This window comes from Sphaerimonospora mesophila, from assembly GCF_001417795.1.
In the GTDB taxonomy this organism is placed as follows: Bacteria; Actinomycetota; Actinomycetes; order Streptosporangiales; family Streptosporangiaceae; genus Sphaerimonospora; species Sphaerimonospora mesophila.
On record NZ_BCBX01000030.1, the window covers coordinates 144,656 to 159,152 of the forward strand.

General features: G+C 68.3%; 13 protein-coding genes. 1 reads left to right on the top strand and 12 read right to left on the bottom strand.

Annotation, left to right across the window (positions count from 1 at the left end):
* Positions 1–10: 10 nt before the first annotated feature.
* The 9 genes from AP234_RS00875 to AP234_RS34520 all read right to left on the bottom strand — a co-directional run bounded on the left by AP234_RS00875 (position 11) and on the right by AP234_RS34520 (position 9,210).
* Positions 11–4,618 (bottom strand): hypothetical protein, encoded by a 4,608-nt coding sequence (locus tag AP234_RS00875; protein ID WP_152990166.1) that lies wholly within the window; start codon positions 4,616–4,618, stop codon positions 11–13.
* 53 nt (positions 4,619–4,671) lie between these two features.
* Positions 4,672–5,256: a hypothetical protein gene (locus AP234_RS00880; protein WP_055477577.1), complete on the bottom strand. Its 585-nt coding sequence runs from the start codon at positions 5,254–5,256 to the stop codon at positions 4,672–4,674.
* Positions 5,257–5,697, bottom strand: coding sequence for a hypothetical protein (locus AP234_RS00885; protein ID WP_055477578.1), 441 nt, complete (start codon positions 5,695–5,697; stop codon positions 5,257–5,259).
* 22 nt (positions 5,698–5,719) lie between these two features.
* Positions 5,720–6,163: a hypothetical protein gene (locus tag AP234_RS00890; RefSeq protein ID WP_055477579.1), complete on the bottom strand. Its 444-nt coding sequence runs from the start codon at positions 6,161–6,163 to the stop codon at positions 5,720–5,722.
* A gap of 17 nt (positions 6,164–6,180) precedes the next feature.
* Positions 6,181–6,681 (bottom strand): hypothetical protein, encoded by a 501-nt coding sequence (locus tag AP234_RS00895; RefSeq protein ID WP_055477580.1) that lies wholly within the window; start codon positions 6,679–6,681, stop codon positions 6,181–6,183.
* Positions 6,672–7,472 (bottom strand): hypothetical protein, encoded by an 801-nt coding sequence (locus tag AP234_RS00900; RefSeq protein WP_055477581.1) that lies wholly within the window; start codon positions 7,470–7,472, stop codon positions 6,672–6,674. The genes AP234_RS00895 and AP234_RS00900 overlap by 10 nt, the downstream gene beginning before the upstream one ends.
* Positions 7,469–8,158, bottom strand: a complete 690-nt coding sequence (locus AP234_RS00905) for a hypothetical protein (RefSeq protein ID WP_055478169.1) — start codon at positions 8,156–8,158, stop codon at positions 7,469–7,471. Before AP234_RS00905 ends, AP234_RS00900 begins: the two co-directional genes overlap by 4 nt.
* A gap of 10 nt (positions 8,159–8,168) precedes the next feature.
* Complete coding sequence (locus tag AP234_RS00910; protein ID WP_152990167.1) at positions 8,169–8,864, bottom strand: hypothetical protein; 696 nt, start codon at positions 8,862–8,864, stop codon at positions 8,169–8,171.
* A gap of 193 nt (positions 8,865–9,057) precedes the next feature.
* Positions 9,058–9,210, bottom strand: a complete 153-nt coding sequence (locus AP234_RS34520; RefSeq protein ID WP_083501664.1) for a toxin-antitoxin system HicB family antitoxin — start codon at positions 9,208–9,210, stop codon at positions 9,058–9,060.
* A 28-nt stretch (positions 9,211–9,238) separates the two neighbouring features.
* Between AP234_RS34520 and AP234_RS00915 the strand changes: the two genes are divergently transcribed.
* A complete protein-coding gene (locus tag AP234_RS00915) occupies positions 9,239–10,429 on the top strand; it encodes an RNA-guided endonuclease InsQ/TnpB family protein (RefSeq protein ID WP_083501665.1) in 1,191 nt (396 codons plus the stop codon).
* 624 nt (positions 10,430–11,053) lie between these two features.
* On the opposite strand, the gene AP234_RS00925 is transcribed toward AP234_RS00915, so the two are convergent.
* The 3 genes from AP234_RS00925 to AP234_RS00935 all read right to left on the bottom strand — a co-directional run bounded on the left by AP234_RS00925 (position 11,054) and on the right by AP234_RS00935 (position 14,497).
* Positions 11,054–11,473 (bottom strand): hypothetical protein, encoded by a 420-nt coding sequence (locus AP234_RS00925; RefSeq protein WP_152990168.1) that lies wholly within the window; start codon positions 11,471–11,473, stop codon positions 11,054–11,056.
* A 170-nt stretch (positions 11,474–11,643) separates the two neighbouring features.
* Positions 11,644–12,735 carry a hypothetical protein gene (locus AP234_RS00930; RefSeq protein ID WP_055477585.1) on the bottom strand — a complete coding sequence of 364 codons (1,092 nt, stop codon included), beginning with the start codon at positions 12,733–12,735 and terminating at the stop codon, positions 11,644–11,646.
* An 82-nt stretch (positions 12,736–12,817) separates the two neighbouring features.
* Entirely contained in the window at positions 12,818–14,497 is a 1,680-nt protein-coding gene (locus AP234_RS00935; RefSeq protein WP_055477586.1) for an RCC1 domain-containing protein, read from the bottom strand.

A 14,497-nucleotide genomic window follows, 5' to 3' on the forward strand; every position in this document is an offset into this window, starting at 1 on the left:
CTCCCCCCTCCTAGCGCACGGCGGCCAGTAGCCGCGTCTCGATCTGGTGGGCCACAGTGCGCGGGTCGTACGCCTGGTTGATCGTGAACTGGTTGTTGTGGTGGTGGACCTCACGCGGCCCCGTCGGACGGGCGTACGCGGGCGCCCCTGCTGTGGCGGCTCTGGGCGGGGTCATGCGCGCCGCTGTCGCCAGTGCGGGCTGCACAGCAGTGGCAACGGCTGATCGCGCCCGAGCGGCCAGCTTGCGGATGCCGAGGATGTAACCCGCCATCGTGTTCATGCCGTCCCGTTCGAGAACCCGCGACGGCGACTTGATTTTCAGGGTTTTCTTGACGGTCTGAGAGACCGACTTCGCGATCTCCGTCATCAGTTTGATGATCTCTTTTTCCTCGGCCTTCAGCCCGGCCAGGAAGCCCTTACCTGCGGCGCGGCCCGCATCGAACAGCAGATCCGCGCTCTGCGTACCGAGGCTCTTGGTGGCCTTGTCGATCTGCCGCTGCAGCGAACTGATCTGGTTCAGCTCACCCTGCGAGGCGGTTGCCAGCATCCGCGCCAGGCTGCCGCCCTCGTCTACCCCGGCCTCCACGATCTGGCGGAGGGCGCCCTTGTCCAAGCCTTTCCGGGCGAGGGTTTCGATGTTCCGCTGGAAATCCTGGATGGCCCTGAGACGCTGGCGGAGGGTGTCGGCGATCGTGCGGGCGCTGGCCTGCTGCGCATCGTCGAAACGGGCCAGGTTGGCGAAGTCCCTAGCTCGGCTGGTGACGTCGGCGGCGAGCTGGGTCGCCTCCTCGATCTGCGCTCTGAGCTTGTCACGCCGTTTAGCCAGGTCCGACAGCTTCTTGTTCTGCTTGTCGAGGCGGGCGACAAGCCGGTCATCCACGGTGGTGCGGATCCCCCGGAACGCCGCCGTGATCCGCTTCTCAAGGGACCGGAACGCGGTGTTGATCTGCGACGCGCTACCCGTGGAGATCGTCTTGACGAAGTCGCGCCCGACTGACTCCCCGATCGCGAGCAGTTTCTTCTCCAGCGACTTGCGGATCCGCTCCACCTCAGCGGCGATCGCCTTCGCCGAACCGCGCAGCCCTCGGCGAATGTCCGCGCCGAGCAGTGCGCCGATGTCGACCATCGGCGCGCGGGTGACCTTCCCACTGATCTTTCCGCCCGTGGCGTACCCAGGGACACGACCCCTGACCTGCCCGCCCGACGCGAACCTGTCGGCGTTGATGGCCTGCAGCAACGGCAGATACTTGCGGGTGCTCTTCGCATTCACGATGAACTCGAAGTTGGACAGCCACGCCAGCCCACGCCGGCCCTTGTCGATCAACGCCAAGATGCTGTCCGACGTTCCGGTGCCCGGCCCTCGCAGCACCCCACCGCCACGCGGCTGCCGTACAGGACCGCCGCCAGCGCGGCGGATCACCCCGCTCGACAGCAGCCCGCCCGTGGCACCGGCGGTGCCGGGTGCGCGGATCGCTACCGGGATGGATGGACGCTGCTGCCCGATAAGCGCGAGGAAGCTGGCGAGCGCGCCCCGGGCGGGGGCGGTGTTCGCCGTGATGTCGATGCTCTTCGATTTGGGCAGGTTGTTGATCTGTGCGCCGAGTGAGCGGACCTTCCCCGCAGCCGTGGCGGCTTTCCCGCCAGCCCCCTGGGCGGTCTGCGCGAGCGACCCGACATTGGCCGCCGCGGTGCTCGCTGTCCCGGACAGATGGCCAGCCTGCGCGGCGGCCTCGGACATCCCAGCGGCAGCAGACAACCCGCCCCTTCCGATGCGGCTGCTCTCCGCCGCGAGGAGCGCCGCCCGTGTCGCGGCTTCGCCCGCTTTCCCGGTCAGTCCTGCCGCCTGCTGCGCGGCAGCAGACAAACCTCCGGCGGCGGTCAGGCCGTTGCGCCCGGCACGGTCGGTCTGGGTCGCCAGGCCGCCCACGGGGCCTGCTGCCGTACTCGCCGACCCCGCGAGGTTGCCAGCCTGCGCGGCGGCCTCCGACAGGCCCAGAGCCGCATTCTTGCCTTTCTTGCCGGCCTTATCCGCCTCGATCGCCAGAGTGCCGACGTTCCCCGCTGCGCCTCCCGCGCTCGCGCCGAGCAAACCGGCCTGCGCGCCCGCCTCGGCCAGACCTCCAGCCACGTCCAACCCGGCCAGCTTCTCGACGGCATCTTTCGCGCCGCGTACACCCCCGGCAGCCTCCTCGGCCTTGACCCCCAGCCGCCCGAACGTCTCTTCAAGGGCCGCGAGAAGCTCAGGCCCCTCCCGAGTTTTGCGGAGGGCTTTTTCCAGCTCGACCCGGTTGTCCTTGTATGCCTTCTCGCTGCGGCGGGTCGACTCTGTGGCGGCGAACTCCGCCTCGGTGTACGTCAGGAGTGACCGTGCGTATTCGGTGGCTTTCTCCTGCCGCTGGTCGGCTGTCAGGTTGGTTTTCCGTAGGGCCTTCTCCAGGTCCGTCTCCGCTTTCCGCATCCGGACACCAGCGTCAGCGAACTGGACGGCAGGGTTGGCGAGGCGGTTCAAGGCCCCGTTGAGGGCATCGACCCGGTCGGCGGCGCCGAGCGCGGTGTTGCCCATCGTCTCGAACAGCTCGTCGAGGACCTCCGTCGAGGACTTGGCGACGTTGGCGGCGTCGCGGTATTGGCCGATCTTGTCGGCTGCGGAGGCGATCAGGCTTCCCGACTCGACCACGCCGCGCGACAGGTCAACCCCGGCGGCGTTCGCAAGTTGGATCGCCGCCTTCTGGGTGATGCCGTACTCCCGCGCCAGAAGTTTCGCGGCTTCGGTGACGTTGCGGAACTTTCGGTCGTTTTCCTCGATTTTCTGCCCGGCGGCGCGGTAGGTGGAGTCGAGGTTCTGGTTCGCCTGCGCGGCCTGCAGCATGGCGACGTTGTTCGCGTTCACCGACTGGTTCAGCTGGCCAAGAGCGTTGTTGACCGCAGTCACGGATGGCGCGTACTGCCCCCGCAAGAGGGCATTGGCTCGCCGGTAGCCCTCCAAATTGTTACCGACGGCCCTTGCGTTCGCGTTGATCGCTGCGGCGGCACGTTCGGCTGCGGTTTCCGTCTGCGCGACATGCAAGGCGAAGACGGCGAGCGCGGCACCGGCGGCGAGGTAAATGTTGGGCCCCGCGCGTGTGGCCGCGTTCAACAGCTTGGTCCCCAGACCCGCGCCCCGCGTGGCGGCGTTGAACTCCTTGACACCCTTCACGCTCCGACCGAGCATGCCGCCGATCGCACCCACCGGGGCACGCAGTGCCAGCGCCAGCACCGCGGCCTGTGTCAGCCCAGGCGCGAGATCATCCACGGCGGTGATCAGCTGCAGCAGCATGGTCACGGCACCCATGCCGACCGGGACCAGCGGACCCAGCGCAGTGATCAACGAGGCGACGGCTGCGCCGGTGTCCATGAGCAGCCCGGTGACGGCTTCCAGCGCGGGAGCGGCCTGCTGCTCCATGTCCCGGAAGAACTGCGTCGCCCGAGGGGAGTCCCACCCCCGCCCAAGATCAATCAAAGAGTTGGACAGTCCTTGGAACGCCGCCTTGGCCAGCGGCTCCAGCCGGGGCAGCATGCGGGCGGTCTCCGACAACACCCCGTTGTAGGCCCGCAAGCTGTCGGGGGCCAGCTCGGCAGAAAGATCCTTGAAATCATCCACCAACTGCCTGGTGGCGACCGACGCGATCCGCTCCTCACGCGACAGCGCGTCCCACAGGTCAGCCATCTCCTCCTGGCTCTTTATGACCCGTACCAGGGTGGGAATAGCCAGGCCGACCCCCGCGGCGAGCCCGAGGCCGCCTGCAGCCACCACAGGGGCCAGCGTCGCCGCAGCCGCGATAGCCGACACCAGCACCGCCAGTCGGCCGCTGAAGCTATCCAGGCTCAATCCAGCGCGGTCGGTGCGCCTACCCAGGTCCTCAACGCCGCGCCCGAGGTCCTCGAGGACGCCGCTGCCGCCGCGTCGGCCGAGGCCCTCGAACGCGTTCCGCACACCGACCACTGCGGCGAGCAGACGGGACCGTAGCGAGGTAGCAGCCCGATCAGAGGAGTGTGTGACGTTGTCGACGGAGCGTGTGACCTTGTCGATCTCCACTGTGTCGAGATCGAAAAGCGCCTCCTGAACTGCCTCGACCTGATGCCGTAGTCGGACGATCTTGCCGTCGTCGATGTCGAACAGCATCCCCTGCCCATCGAGCATGGGAATGTCCCGGACCGCGTCGGCCGCCGCCTTCGTGCCCTTACGTGCCTTCTCCGCAGCCTCCGCAGCACCACCAAGGCTTTCCTTGGCCTTCTCAGCACCCTTCGCAAGATCCGTTGACGCTTTGGCGGCTTTCTCCGCAGCCTTCGCGGCGCGATCAAGGTTGGTACCGGCCTTCGCTGCCCCCTTGGCAAGATCCGAAGACGCCGCCTTAGCTGCCTTACGGATCGAAACAGCAGCCTTCTCCGCGCTGCCGCCTACCTCCTTGTCGATGGTGTCACCGAGAGCAGCGGCAGCTAGCTCGGTGCGGTCGAGTTCGGCTTGAGCTTTCTTCGCAGCGGCGCGGACCCGCTTCTCAAGGCCACGCTTAATGTCCTCGTCGAGGTTGTCGAAATCAACCTCGAGCGCGACGTACGCCTTGGCGAGCTCCCCGGCCACCCGGCCCCCTCGGGAAGGGACGTCCGGCCCTCAGCTCAGCGACTGCTCTAAGGCTACGCCGAACCCACGCGGGAGCCGCCGATCCTGCCGCCCGACGTGGACAGGGCGGCCATGAACGCGTCGCCTTCCTCCTCCGGGGTCCACAACGGCGACACATCCAGATCCACCCCCGGTGGCGGGGTTTCGAGCTGTGCGTCGAACCGCTCCCGGCCCTGCTCGTCCGCCCCGGCCGTGAGCCACGCGTGCACCACGTTGCAGACCTTCGCCGGCCGGTCCAGCAGCCCCTGCAAGTCCACACCCCGCAGCGCGAGCAGGCCGTCAAGGTCAGCCCACTCAACGGCGAGGGTGCCATACAGGCGCTGCGCGACCCACCATCGGCGGCCGGTCGCCTGCTCGACCACACGCTCGGCGACCCGCTGCACATCCCACAGCATCAGCGGGTCCTCATCGTCCTCCAGACGGTCGTCCAGAGCGTCAGCGTCCTCGACGTCGAGCAGCGCGTACAGCACGCCCGTGTGCCACCCGGCGGTGGGCAGATGCTCCAGCAGGCACGACCACGGGCCGGTCAGCTCGTACACCTCGTTGTCGAGTTCAAACGACTTGGGCGGTCCTCCCAGGGCCGCCCGCCACGCCTCCACCTACCGGCGGGCCCGAGCCCGCGCCCTCGCCGGACGCGTCTCCTGGTTGTCCTTGGCGAGGACGTCGACGATCCGGCCGAGGATGTCGTACAGGTCTTCCAGCCGGAACGGGTCGGTGTCGTCGTCCAGGCGTGCCTGCAACCTGGACGCCGAGGACGGGGTCAGGACCTTCCGTAGGAACGCCGACCCGGCATACAGGCGGTCGGCGATGGTCGCCCGCCGTGCCTCAGCCTCCGCCAGCGCCGCCATCGTTTCCTCGAGCTTGTGCGGGCGGACAACGTGGTAGATCTCCCCGTCTAGATCGAACGGGATCGTCCGCGCGGCGACGTCCTCGACCTTCTCGTCCCGCTTCGGTGTGGTGAACACCAACTCGGGTGCGACTACCACACCCTCGATCGCGTCCTCGTCTTTGGTCGCTACCGCGTTCTCGGCCACGCCCACGCCCCCTCATTGTCCTGATCAGCTAGCGTTCGCGCACAGGGTACGGCGAAACCGCCTTGAAGGCGCGCACGAGCCACTTGTCGCCCTTGACGCCCGCCACGGACTTGGCGAACACGACCGGCCTGCTGCCCTTCGCGGCCTTCCCGCTTTTGACCTCGAACCTCAAGAATTTCGCCCGCACTGGCGTGATCCGCCGCCGCTTCGGGCCGAACATGCCGGTGCCTTCGTGCTGCCAGTACATGTAGGTCAGCGGGGAGCCGATCCTGCTGATGACCCGTGTCGCGTGGATGTCGATGGTGTGGTGGATGCTCGCCCTGCCCTGGCCCTCGTCAACCCGCGCGTTGCGTTTGGCTTGGTTCACGGTGCGGCGGGAGATCCGATCGGCGTGCCGTACGACGGGCCCGCTCCGCGCCTGTGTCAACCGCCGGTACTCGGCCTGGTTGATCGTGACCCGGACCCTCGCCACCGCAGCCCCCTCTCCTGTCAACCCGGGCAGCAGTCGCCGATGAGCACGGTCACGGTTATCCGCCCGCCGGCCATGCCACCCTGCGGGGGGATCGGCTCCCACGGACCGACGACCATCAACCGGTCGTCATCAGCGAAGCAGCAGTTCACGGCTTGGCGCATCGCGGCGGCGTCATCGAGCTGCACCTCAACGTCACGCCGCACCTGGTCACACGACGGTGGTCGGCCGTCGTCGTCGATCGTCGCGACACACCGGAACACGCCGAGCTCCAACTCGACGCCCCATTCGTTCGCCGGGCAGGACTCCACGTCGAACGCCTGCGCGGGGAACCGCCCCCCGGACGGGTAGATGCGGACCACCCGCACCCACGCATGCTCCACGTCGGCGACGGCCGGGCCGAGAGACAGGCAGCAGCCGCACTCCGGCATCCCGCCGACCGTTTCGGCGAGCAGGGGGCAGAAGCAGCCCAGGAGTTCCTCGGCGAGGGGCAGCACAGCGGTGTCGAGGGTCACGGCCACGTGGTCCGCCTCGGCGGGGTGTAGTCGGGGCTGAACACGCGGGATTTCCGCCGCAAGCCCGCAGGGTTGGTCGCACTCAGCCAAATGTCCACTTCGGGGATTCCGGTCCTGCCATGGTCGAGGAAGTCGAAGGGGTCGAGGAACGTCATCGTGACGCCCTCACGCGTCACCGACTGGACCCGCTTGGGCAGCCGACATCCGGACGCCCCGGTGCATGCTTTGATCAGCTCACAGGCGTAGATGCCGTACGCCCACATGGCGGCGTCATCGAGAGGCAGCCCATGTAGGTAGGTCACGCAGAACCCGCCCGCGCCTTCCACGTCGCAGGGTGCGTGGAGGTCGGGGCAGCGCGGCCAGCACACCCCGTCCGTCCGTACCAACTCGCGATGGTTATCGACCCGGTACACCTCGGCCGGGATCTCGACTCCGTCCACGAGCACGCGGACGATGTCCTGGACCGGCCCGTCCAGCACGACGGAGCAGACCTTGCAGCAGGAGCAGGTGTCTTCGCAGTCGCAGTCGCCGGACCAGCAGTTGATCCACGCCCCCGCACTATTGATCATCGGCACGAATGGTGGACCGTACGAAGGCGTGTCGGCGCCGCCGCAGGACTTGCCGCACGGGCGAACGGTCACCTCGCACAGGCCGTAGCGGGCCCCCGATAGGCGATGCAAGATCTGGGCGGCGACCTTGCCCACCCGCTCCCTCAGCTCCGGTGCCGCCCCATCCCAGGCCTCGCAGCAGGTGACGTCCGGCTCTGGCCAGCACGGCGTGTGATCCCCGGTGCTCATCGCGCCCCCTCATAGCGGCAAGGGCGGGGGAACCGCGCTCGTACATGCCGCCCGGCCTCGCCTCGCCACGCGGTGGGCAGCGTCGACAGGAACGTCCACTCCTCCGGCACCGCCGCGCGGGGGTCGATGAGTTTGACGTCGGCGGTCTGCTCGCCACCGATCCGACTGAGGTTCCCGTACATCGATCGTTTGTGTAGGACGTCCAGCCGCCGGCCCAGGTCGAGCGCTCGGAGCATGCCCGCCTTCGACACCGGGAGGGGGACGTGCAGCTCATACGACAGCGGATCCGGGCGGCCGAGCTCGGCGAGCAGCGCCCGGGTTTCGCGCATGCCCCGCAGGTACGCCCCGGAGCTGCGGGCCTCGTAGTACGCCTCGACGTCGCGGACGGGGCCACGGTGCAGCACGGGCACCTCCGAGATCGGGCGGAGCACGAACATGTCGTCGTTGGCGAGGATGAACGGGTCGCTGATCTCCAGGTGCTCGCACGCCACCCGCACGGCGAGCGTGGTGTTCCGATATTTCGATCCGAGCTGCCTGGTCGGCACATGCCTCACCCCCCGGACCCAGGACGGGCGGTAGCCGACGAGCCAGACCCGGCCATGCGGCACATGCGCGGCGATGCTGCGTAGCGCGTACCGCAGTTCCTCGGCTGGCTCTCCGACTCGTACGGGGATCACCCAGTCCACCACTCGCCCCTTAGGAGGGGTCGAGGACGAGTTCCTGGCAGCCGCACTCCGGCTCGGGCGGCGCCACGCTGGTCGCGTGGATGTCGAGGTGGTCTTCCGGACCGATGGGGGTCAGCAGCGGGCCAGCGGTCGGCGGGGTCGCGTTGTCGGTGGGATCCACCGCATACGGCCCGTTCTGCCAGTTGCCGCCCTTCTCCGTCCGGGCAGTGATCTCGAACGTCGCACCGTCGTTCTCGATCGCGAACGAGTTGAGGATCGCCGACTTCACCCAGGGAGCGAGGAAGTAGCCGTACAGGCGGTTGCCGGTCTCCGCGCAGCGCTGCGACGGGATGTCCGACCACACCTCCAAGGCCACCCCGCCATCGCAGAGGATTTTCTGCCCGATTCGGTTACCGACGGGGTTGCCCGCGTAGTCGAGGACCGTCTGGTAGCCCGTCATTAGCGTGAACAGGTCAGGGTCGACCCCACAGAACGTGATCGTGAGGTTGATCCACTTCAACTCGTCGCACGCTTTGTCCGATATGCACAGTTCACCGGCTGCATTTTTCACCTCCACCTCGTCGCCTTCTGAAATTTCGGCGGAGTAGGCGACGGAGACGAAGCCCTTGGAGACGACCTGAGAGCACGGACCCTCGACCGGGGTGCCGCACTCGTCCAGCTTGGTGACCCGCATCACGCGGCCACGCACCGACTGCCAACAAGTCAAGTCGGACACTCCTCGACGGAGAAGAGCGCCCGGCCCTCGTACCAGCGGCTAAATCAAGATTACCGCCACGCAGGGCAGCGTGCCGAGAGCACAAACGGCCTCATTCCTCTGTCCACCAGGGTCTTTCGCAGGGTGCCCCGGCCTTCAGGCCGGGGGTGAATGCGACCCCTGCGGAGCAGGGCAAGGAAAGCCGTTACGCCTCTTGGGCGGAACGGCGTTCAGCCTCTTCGACGGCACGCCGCACTACGGCGATCAACCAGGAGTTCAGGGAGCGGTCGTCGGCGGCGGCAGCGGCCTTGGCGCGCTCGTGCAGATCGTCGGGCAGTCTCAGGTTCACATGCTTCATGGGATCATTGTGATGCTAAGATGGTCCCATGTCGAGGTTTCGGATGTACCCCACGCCGCAGCAGGAGCAGCAGATGCTTCTGCACTGCGCGCACGCCCGGTACGTGTGGAACCTCGCTGTCGAACAGCAGTCGTTTTGGCGTCCGGGCCGCAGGTCCGCGCCAGGGTTCGCCGAGCAGTGCCGCCAGCTCACCGAGGCCCGCGCCGTGTTCGACTGGCTGCGCGCCGGGTCGGTGAACATCCAGCAGCAGGCGCTCAGGGACTTCGCCCAGGCGATGGCGAACTACTTCGCCGGGACGCACAGGCGGCCGACCTGGCGCAAGGCGGGACGGCATGAGGGATTCCGTGTCGTCGGCAAGGATTACCGCGTACGCAAGGTATCCCGGAAGGTCGGCGAGGTCTGGGTGCCCAAAGCGGGATGGGTGCGGTTCCGCCTGTCACGCCCGCTTCCACCGGAAGCGAAGTCGTACCGGATCACCCGGGACCGTGCGGGCCGTTGGCACGTGGCGTTCGCCGTCGCGCCACACCCGATCCCCGCGCCGGGCACGGGCGAGATAGTCGGGGTGGACCGGGGTGTCGCCGTGTCGGTGGCGCTGTCCACCGGGGAACTGCTGACCGCGCCAGGCCTGCGCGAGACGGAGAAAGCACGGCTGCGCCGGTTGCAGCGGAAACTCGCCCGAGCTAAGCGAGGATCTAACCGGCGGGCGCGGGTCAAGCTGGCCATCGCCCGGCTGAGGGCCCGTGAGAGCGATCGGCGCAAGGACTGGGTGGAGAAGACCTCCACCGACCTCGCGCGCCGGTTCGACATGATCGTCGTCGAGGACCTGAAGATCTCCAACATGATCCGCTCGGCGAAAGGCACCCTCGACGCGCCGGGCCGTAACGTCCGGCAGAAGTCTGGGCTCAACCGGAGCATCCTCGCCGCCGGGTGGGGACAGCTCGTAACCCGCCTGGAGCACAAGGCTCCGGGAAGGGTCGTGAAGGTCAATCCCGCGTACACGAGCCAGCGTTGCTCGGCGTGCGGGATCGTGGACCGGGAAGCGCGCGAGAGCCAAGCACGTTACCGGTGCCGGTCCTGCGGATACGCCGCCAACGCTGATGTGAACGCGGCCAGGAACATCAGGGATACCGCCGCAGGGCATGCGGTGGCTGCGCGGGAAGGGCTTCGGGTTGCCGGGCCGATGCACCGCGAACCTCAGCCCGTCCTCCTCTCTGTGTAGAGCGACGGGTTGGAATCCCCCGCCTTCAGGCGGGGGAGGATGTCAAGTCAGTATCACTGTGCCATCGCCGCTGGCAGGTTCGGCGAGTGTGATGTCACCGCTGCGGATCTCGTCCGGATCGCCGTCCTCGTTGCAGCTGCCGCTAGCGGCGGCGTGGCAAGCGATGTCCTCCCCGGCGAGAACCGGGGAGGACCACCCTGGTTAGAGGATGTTCACGAAGATCAGGATGTTGTTCAGCACGTCATTCAGCACGTTGATCATCTTGTCCTCCCTTCCCTAGTGGACCACTCTCCGAGGGCACACCTCGGAGAAGACTTACGGCTCCACTGCGATGCAGTGCACCGTCACCCCCGAGGCCGCGGTTCCGACAGCGAGGACACCCAGCCCAAGCACCGTTACAGAGGCTGATTGCTGCACGTTGATCGTCGTCGAGTTGGCGGTGTTCGCCGCGATCCGTGCGGAGCGGAATCCGGCCCCGGCCTCGACCGCCAACGTGACGACCGGCGGCCCAGTGAACGCCCCTGCGGGCCAGTTGAACGTCACGTCCCCTGAGCCATTAGTGACGCCGCGGGCCCGCTCCGCTCGGGGGGCGGGCCGGGTGTACTCGCCTCCGGTGGGCACCGGTTAGACCTCGCGCGTGGACAGAATCATGAAGTCGGCCCCGGCCGCACCGGTGAACACGAACTCGTCCTGGAGGGATTCGCCGGCCTGGCCGCCCTTGTCCACGCTCCAGGTCGCCGTCGCCCCTGCGGGGAGCACGACTGCTGGGCCGCCGCCGATGCTCACGGTGGGCGCCCCGGCGAACACCATGAACGTCACCGACCGGGCCCCGGACGGGATCGTCACCGTGCCAGCGCCGGTCTGCCGCTGCGCCGTGGATGCGATCTCCGGGTCCGGGTTGGTCTGCTCGGCGCACACGCCCACGGTGCCGGTCGCCGTGTACTCGGTGACGCCGTCCACCTCGTAGTCCGCCGGGGTGACCGTGCCCGCGCTGTCGGACTGGTAGCGCCGCAAGAACGGTGTCACAGTGCCGTCAGCAGCCACGTCACAGAGGATCGTGAACTCGACGTCAGGTGCCGCAGTGCCAGAGATGCTGCCGTTGGTGCCGGACAATGCTCCTCCTCAGGGATCTTCGCTGCCAGTGTTTTCGGGGCGATCGGCGGTCCTACGCGATCCGCCGGTATCGGATGTTGGTGCCGTAACCGTGTTCGGCGCTAGGGCCGGTAGGTCCAGACCAGGAGGTACTCAGACGCGGCGTCCGCCCCCTGGAAGGAAGCGCCCGCCAGGGTGCCGTCGTCGTCCCCGACGATCGACCATGTAAGCGACGTCCCCGACGGGACCGGCACGGCCGCGCCATCTGTCATGGTCACCAGGACGCTGCCGGACAGGACGGTCAGGGTGACGCTCTGCAGGCCGGGGAACGCCGCTACCAGGTCCTGGGCGGACGTGCCGGTCACGCGACGTACCCCGGTGTTCAGCGGGCTGGGCGCCGGCGGGGTGCAGTCTCCACAGACGCCGACGGTGCCAGTCGAGGTGTAGGGCGTGCCGTCGATGGCGTAGTCCGAATAGCCGATGATCTGGCCGTTCAGGTCGCGCCGGTAGTCCCTGACGAACGGTGTGATCGTGCCATCGCCGGCGGTGTCGCACAGGGGGGTCAGGTCTTGTTCGGGCTGCTCCACCCCGGTCGGGCACATCGTGATGAACCCGGTCGGGGTGTAGGTGTCCCCGGTGACCGCGTCGACCAGGCGCACGCTGCTGATGGTGCCGTCCGCGGCGTAGGAGTATTCGATCAGCACGAGGCCGAGGACCTCGCCTGTCGCCGCATTCAGGTCACAAAACGTCCCGGACACCTGGATCGAACGGGAGTCGCCGCAGGCGATCACACCGGTCGGTGGGGCACCAGCTGAGAACGCTCCCGTCGTGAGGTTGATCCACCCGGTCTGCGCCACCACCCCAGCGCAGTCCCGCACCACGGTGACCGCTATCGGCGTCCCATCCGGCAAACAAAGACCCAGCGTGGCCACCGGCTCGGTCGGCTGCTCGCAATCCGACACGGTACCGCCGCCGCCCGACGCGCACGGGCCGAGCGTGCCCTGCGGCACATAATCGGCCCCGGTCGCCGGGTCCACCACCCGTGTGCCGACCCGCTGCCCGGTACTGGCGTCGTAAACCGGCTCCACTAGTACCGTCGCCGCCGTACTACCGTCGGGCAGGACGTCGCACAGGACGATCGCCTCCACGTCCAGCCTCGGCGTCGCGTTCGCGCCGGTGACGATGACCGGGCCCTGCCCGCAACAACCACTCACCGAAACCTCCGGAGGAAGCCCGACCCTTCAGAGCCGGGAGGAATCTGGACCCCGCAAGGGGTGGAAGAGGAGCCCATGCCGGTCAGCAGGGGTCAGGCTCGTAGGTGACGTAGCAGGTGTAGTCGCACATGGACACGCCGGTCGGGGGGCCCGCCGGAAGCGCCGTCACCTGCACCGGCGTCGGGTTGGTGGCCGCGGCGCCGCCGTTGCCCATCTGCCCTGACCCGCCGTACCCCCAGGTGTAGATACGCCCGTCTTCCAGCATCGCGATCATCGAGTCGTAGCCGATGTCCGCATCGGCCACCGGCCCCGGCAGCGGCACCTGCACCGCGCACGGGGTCGTGCCGCCGGAGGTGCCCTGGCCGGTGTTGCCGAAAACGTCGCTGCCCCACACCCACATGTCGCCGGATGGGGTCACGAACCCGCCGGAAGGGAACCCGGCCAGCGCGGTCGCCGCTGTCACACCTGGCGGCATCGGGATCTGCGACGGGACCTGCTGCGTCGCGGTGTCCGGGTTGCAGTCGCCCAACTGCTGCCAGTTGTCGATGCCCCACGTCCACACCTGGCCGCCGTCATCAACCGCCACGTTGTGGTATCGCCCGGCTGCGATGGACGTGATCACCGTCCCGGCTGGGAACGGCGTCTGAACGGGGGTCAGTTTGTTGCTGCTGGTCGTGGTGCCGGACGCCTGCCCGTATCCGTCATAGCCCCAGCCCCACACCTCGCCATCCTCCGTCAGGACGATCATGTGGTCGAGGCCGCACGCGATCTGTGTCACCGACGCTGGCAGCGTCACCGCCGCCCACGTCGTCCGGTCCGAGGTGCCGCCGGTGCCGAGCTGCCCCAGCCCGCCCTCGCCCGTCGTATACACCTGGCCATCGCTGCCCAAGAAAGCCCCGGTGTACTGCATCGCGTCCACCGCGATGGCGGTCACCCCCGGCGGCATCGTCGACGGAACCGGGGTGCTGGACCAGTTGGTCGTGCCGTCGCCGAACCCGCCGGACCCGTTGTACCCCCACGCCCACACCCGGCCTTCGGTGTCGATCGCCAGGCTCAGCGCCTCCGCACCACCCCCGATCGTCACCAGCTGGGTGTCTCCGGTCGCCTGCGGCACGGGCGTGAGCCGGTTGGTGGACGCCCCGTCACCGACCCGCCCCCACGCCCCATACCCCCACGCGTACGCAGGCGCGGCCTCCGCCCGGGTGGTGTACGGGTCGGACGTGTACGACCCCGCAGGGTCCGCGCAGCCGTTCACCGCGACGGGCCACACCGTCGCCGTCACCGTCTCGCACGGCGACAGCGGCTCCGCCACCACCACCCGGTAGGTGGCCCCCGCCACGTGCGACAGCGACGCCGGCTGGCCGCCCACCGCGACGAGCGTGTCGACCGGCGACACCGGCTGGCCGAACGTGACAGTAAGCGGTGTGGTCCGGCGCACTGTGGTTTCCGAGGCTGGCGGGTCATACACCGGCGTCCACTCCGGTTCCAGCGCCCCGGCGGGCACACCCGCGCACGGGTCAGGCGCCGGGGAAGGCGCCGAGGTGGAGCAGTCCGCGATGATCGTCCCTACCGGGGTGTAAGGGGTGCGGCCGTCGAGCTGGTAGTCCACCGCCGTGGTGGTCTGCTGCCCGTCCCGGTCGACCAGGTAGCGGCGCAGAAACGACACCGACGAGACGACCTCACCGCTGGCGTCCACGGTCTGGTCGCAGAGCTTCTCCTGGACCAGGTGGGCGCCGGCCCCGATGGCTCCGTGCGTTGACAT